This is a genomic window from Bradyrhizobium sp. 613_E4_N2_2, assembly GCF_052075995.1.
In the GTDB taxonomy this organism is placed as follows: Bacteria; Pseudomonadota; Alphaproteobacteria; order Rhizobiales; family Xanthobacteraceae; genus Bradyrhizobium; species Bradyrhizobium barranii.
Genome location: NZ_CP197234.1, coordinates 3,881,856 through 3,903,177, shown reverse-complemented (window position 1 = coordinate 3,903,177; position 21,322 = coordinate 3,881,856). Strand labels below are relative to the sequence as shown.

The 21,322-nt window shown below is 64.3% G+C and carries 21 protein-coding genes and 1 tRNA gene; 5 read left to right on the top strand and 17 right to left on the bottom strand.

Features of this window, described 5'->3' with window-relative positions; translation table 11 throughout:
• Positions 1-16: 16 nt before the first annotated feature.
• The 4 genes from clpX to AB7290_RS18605 all read right to left on the bottom strand — a co-directional run bounded on the left by clpX (position 17) and on the right by AB7290_RS18605 (position 4,403).
• Positions 17-1,288, bottom strand: coding sequence for an ATP-dependent Clp protease ATP-binding subunit ClpX (gene clpX, locus AB7290_RS18620; RefSeq protein WP_014494834.1), 1,272 nt, complete (start codon positions 1,286-1,288; stop codon positions 17-19).
• 461 nt (positions 1,289-1,749) lie between these two features.
• A complete protein-coding gene (locus tag AB7290_RS18615) occupies positions 1,750-2,382 on the bottom strand; it encodes an ATP-dependent Clp protease proteolytic subunit (protein ID WP_063982958.1) in 633 nt (210 codons plus the stop codon).
• Between the two features lie 400 nt (positions 2,383-2,782).
• A complete protein-coding gene (tig, locus tag AB7290_RS18610; RefSeq protein ID WP_085400716.1) occupies positions 2,783-4,144 on the bottom strand; it encodes a trigger factor in 1,362 nt (453 codons plus the stop codon).
• A gap of 174 nt (positions 4,145-4,318) precedes the next feature.
• A tRNA-Leu gene (locus AB7290_RS18605) sits at positions 4,319-4,403 on the bottom strand.
• Positions 4,404-4,557: 154 nt separating this feature from the next.
• On the opposite strand from AB7290_RS18605, the gene AB7290_RS18600 reads away from it, so the two are divergent.
• Positions 4,558-5,886: a multicopper oxidase family protein gene (locus AB7290_RS18600; RefSeq protein WP_085400718.1), complete on the top strand. Its 1,329-nt coding sequence runs from the start codon at positions 4,558-4,560 to the stop codon at positions 5,884-5,886.
• Between the two features lie 4 nt (positions 5,887-5,890).
• Here the strand turns inward: AB7290_RS18600 and AB7290_RS18595 are convergent, their stop codons facing one another.
• Together AB7290_RS18595 and AB7290_RS18590 are read right to left on the bottom strand one after the other, a co-directional pair.
• The gene (locus tag AB7290_RS18595; protein WP_085400719.1) at positions 5,891-6,328 is read right to left on the bottom strand and encodes a GNAT family N-acetyltransferase; all 438 of its coding nucleotides are present in this window, start codon (positions 6,326-6,328) and stop codon (positions 5,891-5,893) included.
• Positions 6,328-7,827 carry a bifunctional ADP-dependent NAD(P)H-hydrate dehydratase/NAD(P)H-hydrate epimerase gene (locus tag AB7290_RS18590; protein ID WP_063982954.1) on the bottom strand — a complete coding sequence of 500 codons (1,500 nt, stop codon included), beginning with the start codon at positions 7,825-7,827 and terminating at the stop codon, positions 6,328-6,330. The genes AB7290_RS18595 and AB7290_RS18590 overlap by 1 nt, the downstream gene beginning before the upstream one ends.
• 383 nt (positions 7,828-8,210) lie before the next feature.
• On the opposite strand from AB7290_RS18590, the gene AB7290_RS18585 reads away from it, so the two are divergent.
• Together AB7290_RS18585 and glnA are read left to right on the top strand one after the other, a co-directional pair.
• The gene (locus AB7290_RS18585; RefSeq protein WP_007603495.1) at positions 8,211-8,549 is read left to right on the top strand and encodes a P-II family nitrogen regulator; all 339 of its coding nucleotides are present in this window, start codon (positions 8,211-8,213) and stop codon (positions 8,547-8,549) included.
• A 152-nt stretch (positions 8,550-8,701) separates the two neighbouring features.
• Positions 8,702-10,111 carry a type I glutamate--ammonia ligase gene (glnA, locus tag AB7290_RS18580; RefSeq protein ID WP_063982953.1) on the top strand — a complete coding sequence of 470 codons (1,410 nt, stop codon included), beginning with the start codon at positions 8,702-8,704 and terminating at the stop codon, positions 10,109-10,111.
• Positions 10,112-10,225: 114 nt separating this feature from the next.
• Here glnA and AB7290_RS18575 read toward each other — a convergent pair whose 3' ends face one another.
• The 4 genes from AB7290_RS18575 to AB7290_RS18560 form a co-directional block, all read right to left on the bottom strand.
• Complete coding sequence (locus AB7290_RS18575; RefSeq protein ID WP_085400721.1) at positions 10,226-11,362, bottom strand: asparaginase; 1,137 nt, start codon at positions 11,360-11,362, stop codon at positions 10,226-10,228.
• An 81-nt stretch (positions 11,363-11,443) separates the two neighbouring features.
• Entirely contained in the window at positions 11,444-12,205 is a 762-nt protein-coding gene (locus AB7290_RS18570) for a slipin family protein (protein ID WP_063982951.1), read from the bottom strand.
• The gene (locus AB7290_RS18565; RefSeq protein WP_085400722.1) at positions 12,202-13,605 is read right to left on the bottom strand and encodes an NfeD family protein; all 1,404 of its coding nucleotides are present in this window, start codon (positions 13,603-13,605) and stop codon (positions 12,202-12,204) included. The genes AB7290_RS18570 and AB7290_RS18565 overlap by 4 nt, the downstream gene beginning before the upstream one ends.
• 178 nt (positions 13,606-13,783) lie before the next feature.
• Positions 13,784-14,041, bottom strand: a complete 258-nt coding sequence (locus tag AB7290_RS18560) for a tautomerase family protein (protein ID WP_071913326.1) — start codon at positions 14,039-14,041, stop codon at positions 13,784-13,786.
• A 151-nt stretch (positions 14,042-14,192) separates the two neighbouring features.
• Between AB7290_RS18560 and AB7290_RS18555 the strand changes: the two genes are divergently transcribed.
• A complete protein-coding gene (locus AB7290_RS18555; protein WP_085400724.1) occupies positions 14,193-15,170 on the top strand; it encodes a GlxA family transcriptional regulator in 978 nt (325 codons plus the stop codon).
• A 49-nt stretch (positions 15,171-15,219) separates the two neighbouring features.
• Here the strand turns inward: AB7290_RS18555 and AB7290_RS18550 are convergent, their stop codons facing one another.
• Entirely contained in the window at positions 15,220-15,993 is a 774-nt protein-coding gene (locus tag AB7290_RS18550; protein WP_085400725.1) for a gamma-glutamyl-gamma-aminobutyrate hydrolase family protein, read from the bottom strand.
• Between the two features lie 90 nt (positions 15,994-16,083).
• Positions 16,084-16,800: a hypothetical protein gene (locus AB7290_RS18545; RefSeq protein ID WP_085400727.1), complete on the bottom strand. Its 717-nt coding sequence runs from the start codon at positions 16,798-16,800 to the stop codon at positions 16,084-16,086.
• A 137-nt stretch (positions 16,801-16,937) separates the two neighbouring features.
• On the opposite strand from AB7290_RS18545, the gene AB7290_RS18540 reads away from it, so the two are divergent.
• Positions 16,938-18,071, top strand: a complete 1,134-nt coding sequence (locus tag AB7290_RS18540) for an AI-2E family transporter (RefSeq protein ID WP_085400729.1) — start codon at positions 16,938-16,940, stop codon at positions 18,069-18,071.
• Positions 18,072-18,147: 76 nt separating this feature from the next.
• Here the strand turns inward: AB7290_RS18540 and AB7290_RS18535 are convergent, their stop codons facing one another.
• The 5 genes from AB7290_RS18535 to rplM form a co-directional block, all read right to left on the bottom strand.
• Positions 18,148-18,444 (bottom strand): antibiotic biosynthesis monooxygenase family protein, encoded by a 297-nt coding sequence (locus AB7290_RS18535; protein ID WP_085400731.1) that lies wholly within the window; start codon positions 18,442-18,444, stop codon positions 18,148-18,150.
• Between the two features lie 99 nt (positions 18,445-18,543).
• Complete coding sequence (locus AB7290_RS18530; RefSeq protein WP_085400732.1) at positions 18,544-18,780, bottom strand: hypothetical protein; 237 nt, start codon at positions 18,778-18,780, stop codon at positions 18,544-18,546.
• A 70-nt stretch (positions 18,781-18,850) separates the two neighbouring features.
• On the bottom strand, positions 18,851-20,071 hold the full coding sequence (locus AB7290_RS18525; RefSeq protein ID WP_085400734.1) for a GGDEF domain-containing protein: 1,221 nt from the start codon (positions 20,069-20,071) through the stop codon (positions 18,851-18,853).
• Between the two features lie 230 nt (positions 20,072-20,301).
• Positions 20,302-20,781: a 30S ribosomal protein S9 gene (gene rpsI / locus AB7290_RS18520; protein WP_007611021.1), complete on the bottom strand. Its 480-nt coding sequence runs from the start codon at positions 20,779-20,781 to the stop codon at positions 20,302-20,304.
• A gap of 1 nt (position 20,782) precedes the next feature.
• Entirely contained in the window at positions 20,783-21,247 is a 465-nt protein-coding gene (gene rplM, locus AB7290_RS18515; protein WP_008137961.1) for a 50S ribosomal protein L13, read from the bottom strand.
• Positions 21,248-21,322 lie beyond the last annotated feature (75 nt).

Here is a 21,322-nt window from a genome sequence, read left to right as displayed (position 1 = left end):
GTCCCAGCGCCGCAAATCAGGCGCTGGCGTTCTCGACGGCGCGATCGGACCGATCGGCGTAGATGTAGAGCGGACGGGCCGTACCTTCCACGACTTCGCGCGAAATCACGACTTCTTCCACACCTTCCAGGCCCGGCAGGTCGAACATGGTCTCGAGCAGGATCGCCTCGAGGATCGAACGCAGACCACGCGCGCCGGTCTTGCGCTCGATCGCCTTGCGGGCGACCGCGCCAAGCGCCTCGTCGGCGAAGGTCAGCTCGATGTTCTCCATCTCGAACAGCCGCTGGTACTGTTTCACCAGCGCGTTCTTCGGCTCGGTGAGAATCTTCTTCAGCGAGGTCTCGTCCAGATCCTCGAGCGTCGCCACGACCGGCAGACGGCCGACGAATTCGGGGATGAGACCGTACTTCAGGAGGTCCTCAGGCTCGACGTGGCGGAAGATCTCGCCGGTACGGCGATCCTCCGGCGCGAGCACCTGGGCGGCGAAGCCGATCGAGGTCGACCGCCCGCGCGCCGAGATGATCTTCTCGAGGCCGGCGAACGCACCGCCGCAGATGAACAGGATGTTGGTGGTATCCACCTGCAGGAACTCCTGCTGCGGATGCTTGCGGCCGCCCTGCGGCGGGACCGAAGCCACCGTGCCTTCCATGATCTTCAGCAGCGCCTGCTGCACGCCCTCACCCGACACGTCGCGCGTGATCGAGGGATTGTCGGACTTGCGGCTGATCTTGTCGATTTCGTCGATGTAGACGATGCCGCGCTGGGCGCGCTCGACATTGTAGTCGGCGGCCTGGAGCAGCTTCAGGATGATGTTCTCGACGTCCTCGCCGACATAGCCGGCTTCGGTCAGCGTCGTGGCATCGGCCATCGTGAACGGCACGTCCAGGATGCGGGCGAGCGTCTGCGCGAGCAGCGTCTTGCCCGAACCGGTCGGACCGATCAGCAGGATGTTCGACTTCGCGAGCTCAACGTCGTTGTGCTTGGTCTGGTGGTTGAGGCGCTTGTAGTGATTGTGCACCGCGACCGACAGGACCTTCTTCGCATGGCTCTGGCCGATGACGTAATCGTCCAGGACCTTGCAGATTTCCTTCGGCGTCGGAATGCCGTCGCGCGACTTCACGAGCGAGGATTTGTTTTCCTCGCGGATGATGTCCATGCAGAGCTCAACGCACTCGTCGCAGATGAAGACCGTGGGACCCGCGATCAGTTTGCGGACTTCGTGCTGGCTCTTGCCGCAGAACGAGCAATACAGTGTGTTCTTGGAGTCGCTCGTGCCGACCTTACTCATTCATGTCTCCGTCCGCGGTTCGATCCCGCTCCGCTCGATCGCTCCATTCCGGCACGCATGCCGTATGAAGTTCAAATAGAGCAAATTCCGTACCAAAAAAGACCCTACGCGTTACATCCCGTGCGAATCACGGTCACTCGATTCTCCGCGATCATAGCCGATCAATCGTAGCCAACCATGCTGTCACCCGACTATCAAGAATTCGCTAATCGAGGGGGCGCTGGCTACCCGTGACAATACCGTGATTTCACGTCTTGGCACGGACGAAGTGATCGAAATCGCCCCGGAGTTGCTGGATTGCCACGAAAAACAAGCACGAAAGCGGAACTTTCTGCCTGTCGCGGGGCGCAACACTGTTTTTTGCGCCGCCGCGTAGTGCGCCGTTAACGTGAACGTCGCCCTGACGATCCCGAGAAATCCCCATAGGTATTCCAGGGATCGATGTTGCAGCCCCGTTCGCGTTACTGCGGTTTCGCCGCCGGCTCTTCGGCGCGCTTGTCGATGACCCTGTCGACCAGGCCGAACTCCTTGGCGTCGTTCGCGGTCAGGAACTTGTCGCGTTCCAGCGCGTCCTCGATCGTCTTGTAGGTCTGACCGGTGTGCTTCACGTAGATCTCGTTGAGCCGCTTCTTCAGGTTCAGGATTTCCTGCGCGTGCAGCATGATGTCGGTGGCCTGGCCCTGGAAGCCGCCGGAGGGCTGATGCACCATGATGCGCGCGTTCGGCAGCGAGAAGCGCATATCCTTTTCGCCGGCGCAGAGCAGCAGCGAGCCCATCGAGGCGGCCTGGCCCGTGCACAGCGTCGAGACCGGCGGGCGGATGAACTGCATGGTGTCGTAGATCGCGAGGCCCGACGTCACCACGCCGCCCGGCGAGTTGATGTACATCGAGATTTCTTTCTTCGGATTTTCCGCTTCAAGGAACAGGAGCTGCGCGACCACCAGCGTCGACATGCCGTCTTCGACCGGCCCGGTCAGGAAAATGATGCGCTCCTTCAACAGGCGCGAGAAGATGTCGTAGGCGCGCTCGCCACGGTTGGTCTGCTCGACCACCATGGGCACGAGGTTCATGTAGGTTTCAACCGGATCGCGCATGAGTCACCTAGGGTTTTAGGAGGCGGACATTGCCAGTCTTGGCTGCCAGTTTAGCTGGATTTGCCGGAAGGCCGATGGACGCCAGTGATGCAGGAAGTGGGTAGAGGTAGAACGCTTGGTATAAGACTTGGTACAGGGCGTACCGACAGATATAGCCCAATTCGCGCCAGACAAGTGCGGAGCGAATTAAGGCTTAATCCACGGGGCACTTGAAGCTGATTCTCGCAAATAGGCCCAGCCAGCCAGTTGGCTAGCCGGGCCCCTTTGATGATCATCCTTAATGGAAGGCTGTTCTTGAGCCCCGTTCCGATGGAATTGGAACGGGGCTCTAGATTCTAAGTTTGACGCGTTTTCTTTACGCGAACCGGTATCCACTTCGCTCGAAAACGCTCTAGAGCCTTCAGGCTGCGGTCTTTTCCGCGTCCTCGTCCTTGTACAGGTCCTCGCGCGAGACCTTCTTCTCGGTCACGTTGGCGAGTTCGAGGATGAAGTCGACGACCTTGTCCTCGTAGATCGGTGCACGAAGCTGGGCCAACGCCTGGGCGTTGCTGCGGTAATAGTCCCAGACTTCCTTCTCGCGGCCCGGCATCGAGCGAGCGCGCTCGATCACGGCGCGGCCGACCTCGTCGTCGGTCACGGTGATCTTGTTCTTCTCGCCGATCTCGGACAGCACGAGGCCGAGCCGCACACGGCGGTCTGCGATCTTGCGGTACTCGTCCTTGGCCTTGTCTTCGGTGGTATCCTCGTCCGCGAAGGTCTTGCCGGCCGAATCCATCTCGGCCTTGACCGAGTTCCACATCAGATTGAACTCCTCGTCGACGAGCGACGGCGGCGCTTCGAAGCGATGCGCCTCGTCGAGGCGGTCGAGCAGCGCACGCTTGACGCGCTGGCGCGTCGCGCCGGCGAACTCGGCAGCCAGACGCTCGCGCGCGGCTTCCTTCAGCTTGTCCAGCGATTCGAGGCCCAGCGTCTTGGCGAACTCGTCATCGATCGCGACGTCCTGCGGCGCCTCGATCGAGGTCGCGGTGGTCTCGAACTCGGCCGGCTGGCCGGCGAGCTTGTCGTTCATGTAGTTCTTGGGGAACGACACTTTCAGCGTGCGCGTCTCGCCCGCGCCGATGCCGGTGAGCTGCTCCTCGAAGCCGGGGATGAAAGTATTGGAACCGATCGCGACCTGGATGCCCTCGCCGGTGCCGCCCTCGAAGACTTCGCCGTTGATGGTGCCCTTGAAGTTGATGGTGACGCGGTCGCCCGACTCGGCCTTGGCGCCCTCGGCCTTGGCCGCATAGCCGCGGTTGCTGTCGGCGATGCGCTTGATGGCTTCGTCGACATCGGTGTCGGACACGTCGGCGACAGGCTTCTCGACCTGGAAGCTCTTGAAGTCGGCGAGCGCAATCGCGGGCACCACTTCGATCGCGACCGTGTAGGTCAGATCGGTCTTGCCGTTGAGCAGCTCCTCGACCTCGGCCTGCTCGGTCGGCATGGTGATCTTCGGCTCGGTCGCAAGGCGGAAACCGCGGTCGGAGAACAGCTGCGTGTTGGTGTCGCGGATGGTCTGGTCGATGGTCTCGGCCATCACCGAGCGGCCATAGACCTTCTTCAGGTGAGCGACCGGCACCTTGCCGGGGCGGAAGCCGTTGATGCGGACCTTGTCCTTGAGATCGACGAGTTTGGCACCAGCCTTGGCGTCGAGATCAGACGCGGGAACGCTGATCTTGAACTCGTGCTTCAAACCTTCCGAGAGGGTTTCTGTGACCTGCATGGCGTCCAATCTTCTTCTCGCTCGGCCCCGGCACGCATGCGTCGGGACGCTGTCATTAATCGAACCGGCGCGAGGCAAGACGCCTCAACGCCGGTGGTTCATCGGACCACTTCCGCCGGAAACACTCCGTGAGGAAGCAGCCCTTCGGTAATCCGTGCAAACGCTGAAAGCGCTTGGTGCGGGCGGAGGGACTCGAACCCCCACAACTTTCGTCACTGGAACCTAAATCCAGCGCGTCTACCAGTTCCGCCACGCCCGCGTGAATTTGCATCAAGACCGGCCGCGATGCCGCGGGCGGCCGGGCTTATAGCATGTGCCTGACTGTTCGCAGCAAAAAAATGGCCCGATAGCGGCAGGCTTTAAGTAGGCGCGACGGCTGGACTTATCCAGCGCTTCATGGTCCGCATCGAGCCATGAAAACGCGGATCTCTGACCCGACCCGGCGCGAGGTTTTGGCCGGACTTGGAGCTGGACTTGGAGCCGGACTTGGAGCCTCCGCAGCCGGGTTGATCGCCGGCGGCGCGGCCCCCGCTGTCACCGCCCAACTCGCCCTGCAGGCAAGGCCGGCAACCCTGGCGCTCAAGCCGGGCCAGCCGGCGACACCGATCTGGGAGCTGGCCGCCGTAAGCCACATCGGGAACGTCCGTCTCAAGCGAGGCGACCGCTGCGAGGTAGTCTTCCGGAACGACCTGCCTGTCCCGCTTGCGCCAGTCTGGTACGGCCTGAATGGCCCGGCCGCGGCCGACCCGTTGCGAGGGCGTACGCCGACTGCGCCGGATGTGACTGAAACCTCAATTGTTTCAATACCAAATGCAGGAACTCTGGCAGCCGACTTCCGCCTCTTCGAAGACGGTCTGAAGCTGCCCGCGCGTCCGCTTCCGATCATCGCCGGCGAGACAAATCGCGTCGCCGTCGACCGCGACGAGGTCTTGTTGATCGAGGAATGGCGGCTGCGGCCAGATGGGACCGCGCTTCCGCCCGGCCGCGCCCCTGGGGACACGACACCGCTCTTTACCCTCAATGGCCGGACTTCATTCGAACTCTCAGCCGCAGCCGGCGAGCGGCTGCGGCTGCGCTTTATCAACGGCTCGCAACGTTCTGTTCTGGCGATCAAATTGGAAGGCCACGAGGTCCAGGTGATGGCCCTGGACGGACAGCCGGCCGAGCCATTCCCGGCGCGCAACGGCGCCCTGGTGCTCGCCCCCGGCGCACGCGCCGACGCCTTCGTGGATGCAGCCACATCGGCCCCATTCCTGTTGCATGACGGCAAGGAGGCGCGCCAGGTCGGGAGCCTCACGATATCAGGCAAGCTCGAGCGGCGCGCGCCGCTGTTGCCGCCACAGCCGCTCCCCCTGAACGACCTCCCCGAGAAGCTCGACCTCAAAGGCGCCCTGCGGTTCGATGTCGCGCTCGGCGCGCCCGACGCCGGCTGGGCACGGCCTGCAAGCTTCTCCGTCTCCTCCAATCCCGTCTTCCGCGCCAGGGCCGGCCGCACCGTCGTGCTGGCCCTCAAGAACCCCGGACCGGCCACGACCGTGTTTCACCTGCACGGCCATCATTTCCGCCTGCTCGACAAGCTCGACGACGGCTGGAAGCCCTACTGGCTCGACACGCTCGCAATCGAGCCCGGCCAAACCCAGCGCGTCGCGTTCGCGGCGACCTCACCCGGACCCTGGCTGATCGAATCCGTCGTGACCGACTGGGCCGCGCCACGGCTGGTGCGCTGGTATGGGGTGGAGTGAGCGACTACCGCCGCGTCCAGAGGTAGCGAGCGTCAGGCTCCCGCTCCTCGTTCCGCGCCCCGTCGGTTTGTTCAACCAGTGCGAACCCGCGCGTCTCATAGAAGCGCCGCGCCGGCGCGTTGCGCTGGAAGGTCCAGAGCTCCAGCCGGTCGCTGGCCCGCTTGGCGACATCAAGGAGTTCTGTGCCGACGCCGCGCCCCCGTGCGACGGGCAGTACATAGAGCTGCTCAACCCAACCTTCGTGGAAGGCGATGATCCCGCTCAGGACGTCATCATCGAACCGCCCCCACACACGGCACGTCGTGAATACGCGCTCGCGGTAGAACCAGCGGTCCTCATCGGGCGTGTGCAGCCCAACGAGCCACGGCATCGCCTGGTCGAACGCTATCCGATGGACCTGCGCGGCCGCGCCCATGTCGGTGAGCGCGAGCTGCCTGAGCACTAGTACTCCACCCCGAGCGCATTATAGATCCGCCGGTGCACGGCCGGCAGCGTCTCGGTCAGGTCCTCCGCGATCAGGCCGGGCCCCGCCTCGCTTCCCGCCTCGCCATGCATCCAGACGCCGATGCTGGCGGCCTCGAAGGCCGGCACACCTTGGGCGAGAAGGCCCGCAATGATGCCGGCGAGCACGTCTCCGGCGCCGGCGGTGGCGAGCCAGGGCGGCGCGTTGGCGGCGATGGTGGCGCGCCCGTCGGGCGCGGCGATGGTGGTATCCGGCCCCTTCAGCAGCACGACCGCACCACAGCGCTCGGCGGCGGCGCGGACGCGCTCCAGCTTCGAGCGGCCCGGATGTTTGTTGCTGAGGTCGGAGAACAGGCGCGGAAATTCACCCTCGTGCGGCGTCAGCACGACCGCACTGTCCTCAGAGGACTTGATCGATTCAAACAGCCGCTCGGGGTTTGCGGCAAAGCTCGTCAGCGCATCCGCGTCCAGCACCAGATGCCGCTGCGCGTGAAGCGCCGTGTGGACCAGATCGCAGGTGCGATCGCCGACGCCCGCGCCGGGTCCGATCAGGCAGGTATTGTAGCGTTTGTCGCCGAGCAACGCGCCGAATTCGACCGCTGTGTCGCAGGCGCGAACCATCACCGCGGTGAGCGCGCTGGCATTGATCGCGAGCGCATCGCGCGGGGTCGCCAGTGTCACGAGGCCCGCTCCGGCCCGCAAAGCCCCACGGGCGGCGAGCCGCGCCGCGCCGGTCGCGGCGGCATCGCCCGAGACCGCCAGCACGTGGCCCCGTGCGTATTTATGGCCGTCGATGCGCGGCACCGGAAAGGCGGTGCCCCAGAAATCCGGATCGTTCTCGAAGGTCCGCGGCGCGATCTCGTCCAGCACCTGTGCGTCGATGCCGATGTCGGCGACGCGCACGTGGCCGCAATGCATCCGGCCGGGCAGCAGCAAATGCGCCGGCTTCTTGCGGAAGAAGGTGACGGTCTCGGTGGCGTTCACCGCCGCACCCATCACAGCTGCGCTGGTGCCGTTGATGCCGCTCGGCAGGTCGACCGCGAGCACCGGGGCGCCGTTGGCGTTGATCGCTTCGATCATCGCATGCGCCTCGCCGTCGACCGGGCGACTGAGGCCCGCGCCGAACAGCGCATCGATGATCAGCGCGGGCTTGCCGATCGCCTGCGGATTGAACGGCAGCACCGGGTGCTTCCAGCCGCGCGCCGCGGAGGCCGCGTCACCCTGGAGCTGGTCGCGCTCGCACATCAGGATCACCGAGACGTCGCGCCCTTGCGCGGCGAGCTCAGCGGCTGCGACAAAACCGTCGCCGCCATTGTTGCCGGGACCGGCCACGATCAGGATCGGCCCCTCCTCCACCAGCGCATTGGCGGCCTCCGCGACCGCCTGCCCCGCGCTGAGCATCAGCTTGAAGCCGGGCGTGCCTGCCGCAATACTGAGCTGGTCGGCACGCTGCATTTCAGCGTTGGTCAGAACTTCCATGCCACTTCCCTGGTCCAAACGCCTTTTCAACAGGCACGTTCCGTACAGGCCCATCCGGCAGAACAACGATTTGCACAGATATTGAACCGATTGCCTATTTCGTAGTCTGCGGTATTTTGAGCCAGTCGGCTCCACCTATCAGAGATGCGCGTTAAAAGGCTGATAACGCTCCAATAATCAGGGCATTTGCAACTTGGCATAGACCCTGCTTTCGAGGAAGCCGCTTCGGTTCGTCGTGCTCACTGGCAATCTATCAGGGTGTGGCCGGCCGTTGTTGCCGGGCTGGTCAGGCATCCCGGCATAGCGAAGACAAGATCGTGCGTTAAGAAATGCGCATCCTGACGAAGACGTTGCTATTTGATCGAAAGGCCGGGAGGCGCGCAGTGAAGAAAATCGAAGCCATCATCAAGCCATTCAAGCTCGACGAGGTGAAGGAAGCGCTTCAGGAAGTCGGCCTGCAAGGCATCACCGTGACCGAGGCCAAGGGCTTTGGCCGCCAGAAGGGCCACGCCGAGCTTTACCGCGGCGCAGAATACATCGTCGATTTCCTCCCCAAGGTGAAGATCGAGATCGTGATCGGCGACGATCTGGTCGAGCGCGCCATCGACGCGATCCGCCGCGCCGCGCAGACCGGGCGCATCGGCGACGGCAAGATTTTCGTCTCCAATATCGAAGAGGCGATCCGCATCCGGACCGGCGAATCCGGGCTGGACGCTATCTGAGCCGGGTGCTATCCCGCATTTTGCGACACTCCGACAAGAAAAAGGCTGCTTCGGCGGCCTGATTTTGTTTGTGCGCTCGCGCGCGAACTCGCCAAAAGCGAGAACAATCTTGCTCACCTGGAAACCGACCCGCAGAGCCAAAAGGGGTATGCATGAAGACCGCCAAAGACGTCCTGAAATCGATCAAGGACAACGACGTCAAATACGTCGACCTGCGCTTCACCGATCCGCGCGGCAAGTGGCAGCACGTGACGTTCGACATCAGCATGATCGATGAGGACATTTTCGCCGAAGGGACGATGTTCGACGGCTCCTCGATCGCCGGCTGGAAGGCGATCAACGAGTCCGACATGTGCCTGATGCCGGATCCGGTGACCGCGACGATCGACCCGTTCTTCGCCGAGACCACCATGGTCATCACCTGCGACGTGCTCGAGCCGACCACCGGCGAGCCCTACAACCGCGACCCCCGCGGCATCGCCAAGAAGGCCGAGGCCATGGTGAAGTCGATGGGCGTGGGCGACAGCGTGTTCGTCGGCCCCGAAGCCGAGTTCTTCGTGTTCGACGACGTGCGCTTCTCCGCCAACCCCTACAACACCGGCTTCCGTCTCGACTCCTCGGAGCTGCCGACCAACTCCGACACCGAATATGAAGGCGGCAATCTCGGCCACCGCGTCCGCACCAAGGGCGGCTACTTCCCGGTGCCGCCGCAGGACTCCGTGCAGGACATGCGCTCCGAAATGCTCGGCGCCATGGCCAAGATGGGCGTCAAGGTCGAGAAGCATCACCACGAAGTCGCGTCCGCCCAGCACGAGCTCGGCATGAAGTTCGACACGCTGACGCTGATGGCCGACCACATGCAGATCTACAAGTACTGCATCCACCAGGTCGCGCACATCTACGGCAAGACCGCCACCTTCATGCCGAAGCCGGTCTATGGCGACAACGGCTCGGGCATGCACGTGCACCAGTCGATCTGGAAGGACGGCAAGCCGGTGTTCGCCGGCAACAAGTACGCCGACCTGTCGGAGACCTGCCTTCACTACATCGGCGGCATCATCAAGCACGCCAAGGCGATCAACGCCTTCACCAACCCGTCGACCAACTCCTACAAGCGCCTGGTCCCGGGCTATGAGGCCCCCGTGCTGCTCGCCTACTCCGCGCGCAACCGCTCGGCCTCCTGCCGCATCCCCTACACCGCTTCGCCGAAGGCCAAGCGTGTCGAGGTGCGCTTCCCCGATCCGCTCGCCAATCCCTATCTCGGCTTCGCCGCGATGCTGATGGCCGGCCTCGACGGCATCAAGAACAAGATCGATCCGGGTCCGGCGATGGACAAGGACCTCTACGACCTGCCGAAGGAAGAGCTGAAGCAGATCCCGACGGTGTGCGGCTCGCTCCGCGAGGCGCTCGAAAACCTCGACAAGGACCGCGGCTTCCTCAAGAACGGCGGCGTGTTCGACGACGACTTCATCGACAGCTACATCGAGCTGAAGATGACCGAGGTCGAGCGCTTCGAAATGACCCCGCACCCGGTCGAGTTCGACATGTACTATTCGGGCTAAGCGGCCCAAACTCTCTGCGACAAGCAAAAGGCGCTCCGCGAGGAGCGCCTTTTCGTTTTGGGGAGTCGCAGGGTGGATTACGCTAACCCACCCGGCAGGACACGACGCGCCCAATCACCACGTTGCAGTGAAGGCGCGCTGGAGCTCGGCCGGAACCGTCACCCCGCCCGCGATCAGCAATTGAGTGAGAACACGGGCCTTCTGCGGATTGAGGTCCTCGGACACGACGAACCCGTTCTTGTCGTCGTCAACCTCGACATTCCTGGTGACAAAGCCGGATCGAACCCGCGTCGAGCGGACGACGACGATGCCCTTCTTCGCCGCCGCTTCGAGCGCATCGAGAGCCTGCTTCGACGTGTTGCCGTCGCCGACGCCGGCCAGCACGATGCCCTTGGCGCCGTGGGAAATGGCATCCTCGATCGGAACGGCGTCCATGTTGGCATGCGAGTAGACGATCTCGACGCGCGGCAATTGCTCGCCTGCCGGGAGCGGATAGGTCGTGCGCTTGAAGCCGGCGGCCTGGGTCATGAAACGGATGCCGCCGGCGGTGTCGACATAGCCGATCGGGCCGTCATTGGGGGAGCTGAACGTCTCGATGCTCGTGGTGTTGGTCTTGGTGATCGAGCGGGCGCTTTGGATCTTGTCGTTCAGCACGGCCATCACGCCACGGCCGCGAGAGCGCGGATCGGCCGCCACCTGCACCGCTTCGTACAGATTGCCGGGGCCGTCCGCACTCACCGCCGTGGCCGGACGCATCGAACCGACGATCACCACCGGCTTGTCGCCGCGCACGACATTGTCGAGAAAGAACGCGGTCTCCTCGAGCGTATCCGTGCCGTGGGTGATGAGGATTCCATCGGCTTCATTCTTGTCGAAGGCGTCCTGGATGCGGCGGGCCAGGGCAAACCAGACCTTGTCGTTCATGTCCTGGGATCCGATCGACGAAATCTGCTCAGCGTTCAGCTTCGCGAGCTTGTCCAGGCCCGGCACCGACTGCATCAACTGTTCGCCGGTGATCTGGCCGGATTTGTACGCGCCAGTCGCGCGCGCGTCGGCCTGGCCTGCGATGGTGCCTCCCGTCGCAAGCACGAGAATGCGCGGCAGGCTCGCCGCCGTCGCGTCCTTGCCCGGCTCTGCGGCCTGCGCCGCATCGATCCCCCACGACCAAAGTGCGAGGGCGACCAGCGGGACGGTGAGCATCAATGTCCGATTTCGGCGGCGGCTTGCTGGTCTGGCGGCGTGCTTCGTCATCGAATTTTCCTCCCGTTTAAGTTGGGAGCAATATTCGACACCTCCATTTGGGCCGAAGATGGGTCATCCTGCCGCTGATGGCTACGGGTTGTCGCGCCGCGGCACAAAATGGTCGAGCAGGCCCGTCGGCAGCGGAAAGACGATGGTCGACGACCGTTCGCCCGCGATGTCGTGCAGGGCCGCGAAATAACGTAGCTGCATCGCCTGAGGCTCCTGCGCGAGAATCCGGCCGGCTTCGACGAGCTTTTCGGCAGCCTGCTGCTCGCCCATCGCATTGATCACCTTGGCCCGCCGCAACCGCTCCGCCTCGGCCTGTTTGGCAATCGCGCGCACCATGGTTTCATTGAGATCGACGTCCTTGATCTCGATGCCGGTGACCTTGATGCCCCAGACGTCGGTCTGCTTGTCGAGGATCTCCTGAATGTCCGCGTTCAACCTGTCGCGCTCGGCCAGCATCTCGTCGAGCTCGTGCTTGCCGAGCACCGAGCGCAAGGTGGTCTGGGCGAGCTGGCTGGTGGCGGCCATGTAATCGCCGACCTTGATGATGGCCCGTTCGGGGTCGACGATGCGGAAGTACAGAACGGCGTTGACCTTGACGGAGACGTTGTCCCGCGAAATCACGTCCTGCGGCGGCACGACCTGCACCATCACCCGCAGATCCACCTTCACCAGTTGCTGCACGATCGGAATGAGGATGATGAGGCCCGGGCCCTTCACGCCGGTAAAGCGGCCGAGCGTAAAGATGACGCCACGCTCGTATTCGCGCAGGATTCGAATAGCCTGGGACAGGAACATGATGACAAGCAACGCGAGCGCCGCATAGGTCAGATATTCCAGCATCATGATGTACCTCCCTCGCCTGTTGGTGCGCGCCGAATCAGCAGCGTCAGGTCGACGATGTTGGCGACTTCGACCGTCTCTCCGGGCTTGAACGTTTCGGCGCCGCGCGCCTGCCAGCGCTCACCATGGGCAAAGACATGACCTTCGTTCCCATTCCAGTCGAGAACCTCGGCGGGCAAGCCTCGCATGGCCTGCGCGCCGACCAATGCAGGGGCCCTGCCGACGCGCCGAAGCGAACCGAGCACGACGAGCGCAAAGCCGGCGAACACTGCCGCAGTGATGCCGATCACCCACCACGACAGGTGGTAGCCCGGCGCCTCGCCCCTGAAAAGCATCAGCGCTCCCAGCACGAAAGCGATGATCCCTCCGAGCCCGATCACCACGGTCGGGTTGAAGGCTTCGATGGTGAGAAGCACGAGTCCAACCAGCATCAGGGCGAGGCCGGCATAATTGATCGGCAGCAGATTGAGCGCATAGAGGCCGATCAGCAGGCAGATCGCGCCGACGACTCCGGGGGCGACGGCTCCAGGAGACATGAACTCGAAGATCAAGCCGTAGATGCCGACCATCAGGAGAATGAACGCCACGTTCGGATCGGTGATGACCGCCAGGAAGCGGGATATCGGTCCGGGATCGATGGCTTCAACGACGGCATCCTTTGTCACCAGGCGTTGCGTCTTGCCGCCTGCGACCTCGACCACGCGACCATCGATCTGCCTCAGCAATTCGGCCTGATCGCGCGCGACGAGATCGATGGCATGAGCCTCTAGCGCGGCGTTGGCAGAGAGCGTGGCAGCCTCACGGACCGCCTTCTCCGCCCAGTCCACATTGCGGTTGCGCAGCTCCGCAAGGCTGCGGATGAAGGCAACCGCATCATTGGTCGCCTTTGCCGTCATCGCATCCTTGGGCTGATCCTTGGACTCGCTCTGCTGGTCGCCGTCCTTCTTGTCCTTGCCGCCCTTGTCCGCCGGTCCGCTCGGAAGACCCGGCAGCGGCCCGCCGATCTGCACCGGCGTCGCGGCGCCAATATTGGTGCCCGGCGCCATCGCCGCGATGTGGGTCGCATAAAGGATATAGGTCCCCGCGCTCGCCGCGTGGGCGCCGGAGGGCGCGACGTAACCGACCACAGGGATCGGCGAGGCCAGCACATCCGCGATGATCTCGCGCATGCTGGAATTGAGGCCGCCGGGCGTGTTCAGTCTCAGAAGCACGACCTCGGCACGCCGTTCGCTTGCCTTGGCCAAAGCCTCCTTGACGTAGCTGGCGGACGCAGGGCCGATGGCTCCGTCGATCGAAACGATCAATGCAAGACGGCCGTTCTCCTCCGCTGAGCTGGGAAGGAGGCAGCAGATCAAAGCCACGACGCCAATCGCCGCAACGAGGGCCGCCTTCATGGTCTGCACGGCAGGGCTCCCTTGCAGAGCATATGGTGCGCGTCTTGCGAACCTCAATGCGGCCGCGTGCGGGCCATGGTCGTGATTGTGATTGTGCGATGCAATGGAAAAACGTCCCGCAGATCGATTGAGCACAGGGCGGTGGCGAACCATGCCTTGGGCTGGTCCGCCCGCGCACGCTGCGCTGCTACGGCCGTCGGACCCGCACGCCATCCGCGCCGATCGTGCCGAACATGCCGGCGATGATCTCAGGCGTCGGCTGCATGCCGCCGAGCGACCAGTGCGCCGGCTCCTGCTCCTCGATCCTGACCCAGACGTTGCGGCGGAAATCCGGGTTGCCCTGCCCTTCGACCTCGACCAGGAGATCGGTGACGCGCTCGAGCAGGGTCTTCTTTTGCCCGGCATCCAGGATGCCGCGGACGGTGGAAATGGTGACGTAAGGCATGTCTCTCTCCAATGATGTCGTGTGACGACGGCACGAGACTGGACCTGACAGCGCCGGCAAGGCAGTGGCGGATAAGACAGAGATCGGGCAATTTCCGCCACACAGCCCTGCGCCGATCGGCTAGGATCGCCGCGCCTGTCCTGGAGGTCTCATGAAGCTCGCAATTCTGGCGCTGGAAGGCTGCATGCATTCGGCGATCGCCGGGATCGCCGACATCCTGTCGCTTGCCAATCACGTGATGCAGCAGAGCGGTGCGAAAACGCGCTTCGCCTGGGAGGTGCTTTCGCTCGACGGCAAGCCGGTGCGTGCCGGCGGCGGCCAGATGGTCGCCGTCGATAGCGCGGTCGGCAAACGCGGTCGCTTCGACGCGATCCTCGTCCCCGGCAACCTCGTCGATCACGTCACGGCGGAACGCCTGCAACCGCTATATGCCCGCGCCGGCGCCTGGCTTCGGCAGCAGCATGCGAGCGGCCGGCTGATCGGCGCATTCTGCAGCGGCGTGTTCCTGCTTGCAGGCAGCGGCCTGCTCGACCACCGTCGCGCCACCATCACCTGGTGGCTGCAAGGCGAGCTGCGGCAGCGCCATCCCACCATCGACCTCGCCGCCGACGCCGTCATCACGGTCGCGGACCGCATCGTCTGCGCGGCCGGACCGATGTCGTGGGTTGACCTCCTGCTCAGGCTGATCGAGATGGTCGACGGCAAGGCGATTGCAAAGCTCTGTGCGGACTACGTCGTCATCGACACCGCGCAACGCACCCAGTCGATCTTCATGCCCGTCGGCTATTTGCTGTCGCAGGACCCGCTGCTGACCCGGGCCGACCTGCTGGTTCGCCGCACCGGCAAGAGCCCGATGACGGTCAAGCGCCTCGCCGATGCGCTCGGCCTCAGCGAGCGCACGCTGAACCGGAAGTTCCAGGAGCTCACGCGCGAGCCGCCGCAAGCCTTCATCATGCGCCGCCGCGTCGAGCACGCGCGCACGCTGCTGGAGACGACGGCGCAGCCGATCAAGACCATCGCACGCACGGCCGGCTATGAGGACGAGAGCAGCTTTCGCAAGGCGTTCCGCAAGCTGACCCTGATGTCGCCCCAGGCCTATCGCGCGAGACGGATGGTGCAGACGGCGTAAACTGCGAAACCAAGCGTCGCTCAGTGGAGAGCTGCGAGCGAGCTTCTTGTTACGCCACCGCACGCTGGCGTACGACCATCGCCTCGCCGAACGCCTCGAACAGCTTGCGGTTGATCGGATTGCGCTGCGGGTCGTATTCGGCGTGCCATTGTACGCCGAGCGCGAAGGTCGGGGCTTCCGCGATGCGGATCGCCTCGATGGTGCCGTCCTCGGCGACGCCCTCGATCAGCACGCGCTTGCCGGGATCGAGAATACCCTGGCCATGCAGCGAATTGACCCTGATCTTCTCGCAGCCGAGCAGCCGCGCGAAGGCGCCTCCGGGCGTGAGGTCGACGTCGTGACGGTCGGCGAACACCACGGTCGGATCGGGATGAATCTCGCCGTTCTCGAGCCTGGGCATGCGGTGGTTCATGCGGCCGGGGATTTCGCGGATCTCCGGATGCAGCGAGCCGCCGAAGGCGACGTTCATCTCCTGCAGGCCCCGGCAGATGCCGAACAGCGGAATGCCGCGGGACACGCAAGCGACCGAGAGCGCCAGCGCCACCTCGTCGCGGTGGATGTCGTAGGGCTCGTGCCGCTCGCACGGATCGACATTGAAACGGGTCGGATGGACGTTGGCGCGGGCGCCGGTGAGCACGATCCCGTCGACCACATCGAGCAGCGCGCCGATATCGGTGATGTCGGGCGCTCCCGCAAACATCATCGGCAGGCCGCCGGAAACCTCGGCCACAGCGCGCAAATTGCGCTCGCCGACCATCTGGACCTGAAATCGATTTTCGACGCGATGGGCGTTCCCGATCACGCCGACGACCGGCTTTCTCATCTCCCGTTCCGACCTCCCGCGTAAGAAGATTCTCCAAACATGCCCTTGGGATGGAACAAATTCAACAGAAGGGATCGCGGGACGGCAATGCTATTTTCGCGCAAATGCCTCCCGGGCCTCGGTTGTCCCCACGACGGGCAGGCCGGCGGCCTTCAGCGCGGTTGCCGCCGGATCGTCCGGCGTGGCCAGCCAGGGCAATTTCGCCTCGATTCCGCGCGTCACGGGCTCCCCGAGCACCCCGCCGAAATCGATCGGCCAAAACCCGTTGGGCACCACCTCGGCGGTGAGGGCACGGACGGCGTAGCCGTCGCCCAGAACCGCATCCGCATGGTCGCCGGCGACAAGGCGCGCGGTCTTGGGGTCTTTGGGATCGCCAAAGCTCACGAGCACGGGGATCAGCTCCCCCTGCACCGGGACCATGCCGGCCTGCCGGCTGATATCGTTGAACGAGACGCGGTTGCCGCGCGCGGCGCCATAGGCACGGAGCGCGACATAGTTGATGTCGTCGAGGTCAAGCTTGCCGCCCTGCTGATGCGCCAGCAATGCCACCAGGTTCTTGCCTTTGCCGCCGTCTTGGCCGAGATCGACGAACACGGCCTCCCCGCGCATCGTGGTGCGGCCGCCGCGGTTATAGTTGCGGTCAGGCACCACGGCGAGAACACCGGACCCCGTCTTGATCCCGTCAGGCGTCGTCACCTCGACCGTGAGGCGGTATTTGTGGCCGGGCCGGTTGATCCGGATCTGGTCGCCGATCACGATCACGGCCAGAAGCCCGAGCAGACCGGCCCATTTGCTGATGAAACTCAAGCGCCCCCCACCTGTTTTCTCCTCATCGCTCTGCACCGTTCGCGCGACAGCGTCAAACCAGCGCGTTGACGCGGTCTTGATCGGAAGCGCGTTTGTCGAAAGAGTGCCCCGCCCGCAGCCGCCGAAAAGGACATGATGTGACCATCCTCGCAGACCAACGCCCCACGACCCGCACCGATCTGGCTTGGGCAATTTCGGTCGGCGGCATCGGCGTCGTGCTGTTCACGGCGATGCTGGTCTTCACCTGGTATTTTGCGACCACGCTGCTGCTGATCTTCACCGGCATGCTGCTCGGCGTCGGCCTCAACGCACTGACCAACGCGCTCGGCCGCCGCGTGCACCTGCCGCATCCGGTCCGGCTCGCGATCGTCTGCGTCGTGCTTGCGGTGCTGCTCGCGGGCGTCGCCTATCTCGGCGGCGCCACCATCGCCGAGCAGGCCTCGCTGCTGAGCAAGACCATCAAGTCGCAGATCGGCAACGTGAAGACCTTCCTGGACAACCACGGGATCGACACCAGCTTCTTCGATCTCGGCAACGCTGCGTCCGACACTTCGGCCAATCCACCATCGGACTCGACACCCTCGCCAGCAGCCCCCCCGCGCGGTTCCTTGCCCGGCGCCGGCGCGCTGGCCTCCAGCGGTGGCGCGATCGTGAGCCAGACCTTCAAGCTCCTGCTCGGCACCATCCACGGCGTGGGAAACATCTTCATCGTGCTGTTCCTGGGGCTGTCCTTCGCCGCCCAGCCCGGCGTCTATCACGACGGCCTGTTGTTCCTGGCGCCGGCGAGGCATCGCACCCGCGTCACCCTGATCATCGACGGCATCAGCGAGACGCTGGAACGCTGGCTGATCGCGCAGATCGTCGTGATGATTGCGGTTGGCATCGTGACCTGGATCGGGCTTGCCATCATCGGCATCCCGGGCTCGTTCATCCTAGGGATTCAGGCGGGCCTGCTCGCCTTCATTCCGACCGTCGGCGCCATCATTGCCGGCGTCGTCGTGGTGCTCGCGAGCCTCGCCTCGGGCTGGATTCCGGCGCTGTCGGCCTTCCTTCTCTTCATGGGCGTGCACGCGATGGAGAGCTATGTGCTGACGCCGATCCTGCAGCGGCAGGCGCTCGACATCCCGCCGGCCACGCTGTTCGCGTTCCAGATCCTGCTCGGCGTCGTGTTCGGCATCTGGGGCCTGGCGCTGGCGCTGCCACTGGTCGCCATCGCCAAGGTCATGATCGACCATTTCAAGACGTATGAGGCGCCGCCCCTGGCAGCATGATCCGGAAAAGTGCGCAGCGGTTTTCCGAAAAGATCATGCTCAGGCGACGAGGCGGCGTAAGGCGTCGTGAAGTCGCTCAGGTCGTCAGCACGGTCTCGGTGTGCTCGACCTCCGGGGGCGAAGCAAAGTACTGGCCGACGAGGCCGCGCCATTCGGTGAAATTCTCCGAGCCGCGGAAATCGACGGTGTGGTTCTCCAGCGTCGCCCACTTCACCATCAGCCGGTAGCGCTGCGGCTTCTCGATCGACTTGTGCAGCTCGAAGCCGTGAAAGCCCTTGGAACCGCCGAAGGCTGCCTTGGCCTTGGCGACGGCCGCCTCAAAATCGTTCTCGCTGCCCGGCTTGACGTCGATTTGCGCAATCTCGGTGATCATCGGTTTCCACCCTGTTTGTTTGATGGGTGTGTCTACCGTAGACCGCAACGAAGAAAAAGGCACCGAATCGGCGCCCTGACCGGTCAAAAATGCGTGCTCTCAGGCGAACAGCAGAGCGGTGCCTGCCACGATGAGCGCGCGACCGATGAACAGCGCGAGCGGCCAGTAGCTACGGCTTTGCGTGTAGCGCCCCTGGGCGCGGCGCTCGGTGATCAGCGCGCGCTCGTATTCATCCGCGGTGGAGAACACGCAAGCGAAGCCGCCGCGTGCCGAGGCCGCAGCGGCTTCGAGCGACATCAGGGCAGTCTGCGGGTTCTGTCGACGGATCGATTCCATGACCGCAATGGTAGGGATCGAATGGTAAACAGCGGATTACCGAAGGCGCCTCTTGAGGCGCCTCTTGGCTTCAGGCGGTGGCCGGACGCGCCTGCGGCGCACCGACCCGCGCCGCGCTCTGGCGGCGCCAGTTCTCCAGCGACAGCGGCAGCTCCTCCGCCGCCTCGACCCGGTTACGGCCACCGCGCTTGGCCTGATAGAGCGCGGTGTCGGCCGAGGCCAGCAGCACCTCGAGCTCGGTGCCGGCCGGACCGCCGGCGACGCCGATGCTGACGGTGGTGTCGACCGGGCCTTCGTCGACCACGACGCCGGAGGTCTCGAACGCCTCGCGCACGCGCTCGGCAACCAGGACACCCTCCTCCAGCGAACACGGCAGCAACGCCGCGAACTCCTCGCCGCCGATGCGGCCCGACATGTCGGTCATGCGCAGGTTGCTGACGACGACGGTCGAGAACAGTTTCAGCATCTCGTCGCCGGCGGGATGGCCGAAGCGGTCGTTGATCGACTTGAAATGATCGATGTCGAAGATCATCACGGTCACGGGACGGCCGGCCTTGGCCTCGCGCTCGATCACGCGCCCGCAGGCTTCCGAGAAGCCGCGGCGGTTGAGCATGCCGGTCAGGGGATCGGTGGACGCGGCGGTCCGGTGCGCAGTCACCGTGCGCTCCGACACCAGCATGAAGATCACGAACACGGTGCCGACGGCATAGAGGATGAGCTCGACCGCAAACACGGTGACCCAGATGCTGCCGGAGAAGCCGGCATCGTTCGGACGCAGGAAGCTGCCGAGCACGATCGGCAGCATCAGCACGCAGCCGTGCATCACCGGCACCACGAAGGCCGGCCAGCGCCGTTGCAGGCTCTTGCGCCGCTCGACCCAGAGCTCGCTCGCGGTCAGCGCCGCATAGACCGAGACGATGCCGGCGCCGACGATCATGCGCAGCATGGACGCGGCGGGATCAAGCAGCGAAGCGGCGGCGGCCCAGGCCAGCGCGCCGACGAGGAGACCCGGCCAATTCGGCTTGCGGCCATGGAAGACGCGCGCCGCATTCCACACCATGCCGCAGGCGACGAAGCCGACCGCGTTCAGCGCAAGGTAAAGATGCGGGCCGAGCTTGTCGCCAGCCGCGGTCCACAGCGCAACGGACGCTGCGCCGAGGAGATACGCGGTGCCCCACCATTTCAGCGCGGGGCTGTTCTCCTGCGTGCCGAAAAACACCATCATGGCGCCGAGCAGTGCGGCAACCATGGTGGCGACCAAATAGAGCGTGATGCTATCGAGCGACATCATGTCGGCCCCCTTCTAGACATAGCAAGTTACGCGATCGGCCCAGCCGACTTGCGCGCCCTTCCAGATGCGACGCTATGTCCCGCGAGTTCCATTCAGGTTTTCATGCGGGGCCAAGTTTTCGGGAAACACGTCATCAATTTGCATACAAACGAACAACAAAAAGGGCGCCGAAATCAGCGCCCTTTTGCATCTCATTGAAGCCGCTTTCGCGGCGAATGTGACCGAAGCGATTAACGCTTCGAGAACTGGAAGGACCGGCGGGCCTTGGCCTTGCCGTACTTCTTGCGCTCCACCACGCGGGAGTCGCGGGTCAGGAAGCCGCCCTTCTTGAGGACGGTACGCAGCTCCGGCTCGAAATAGGTGAGCGCCTTGGAGATGCCGTGACGGACGGCACCGGCCTGGCCGGACAGACCACCGCCGGCAACCGTGCAGATCACGTCGTACTGGCCGGAACGCGCGGCCACCGAGAACGGCTGCTCGATCATCATGCGCAGCACGGGACGGGCGAAATAGACCTCGACCTCGCGCGAATTGACCGTGACCTTGCCGGCGCCCGGCTTGATCCAGACGCGGGCGACCGCGTCCTTGCGCTTGCCGGTGGCGTAGGCGCGGTTGAACTTGTCGACCTTCTTCTCGTGCTTGGGCGCGTCGGGCGCCGCCGCCGTCTTGAGCTGCGAGAGCTGGTCGAGCGACTGGATGGATTCGGCCATGTTATGCGGCCCTCGTGTTCTTGCGGTTCAACTTGGCGATGTCGATCTTCTCGGGCGTCTGGGCCTCGTGCGGATGATCGGCGCCGCCATAGACGCGGAGGTTGCCCATCTGGACGCGACCGAGCGGACCACGCGGGATCATGCGCTCGACGGCCTTCTCGAGCACGCGCTCGGGATGCTTGCCTTCAAGGATCTGGCGCGCGGTGCGCTCCTTGACGTGGCCGACGTAACCGGTGTGCTTGTAGTAGGTCTTCTGCTCGCGCTTGCGACCGGTGAGGACCGCATGCTGCGCGTTGATGATGATGACGTTGTCGCCGCAATCAACGTGCGGGGTGTAGGTCGGGAGGTGCTTGCCGCGCAGGCGCATGGCGACGATGGTGGCGAGACGGCCGACGACCAGACCCTTGGCGTCGATCAGTACCCACTTCTTCGTCACCTCAGCCGGCTTTGCCGAAAAGGTTTTCATATCGGAGTTTCCGTGGACGGGAGATATCGGCGCGAACACCGCGCCGGACTGGGCGGTTTTCTAGAGAAGAGACGC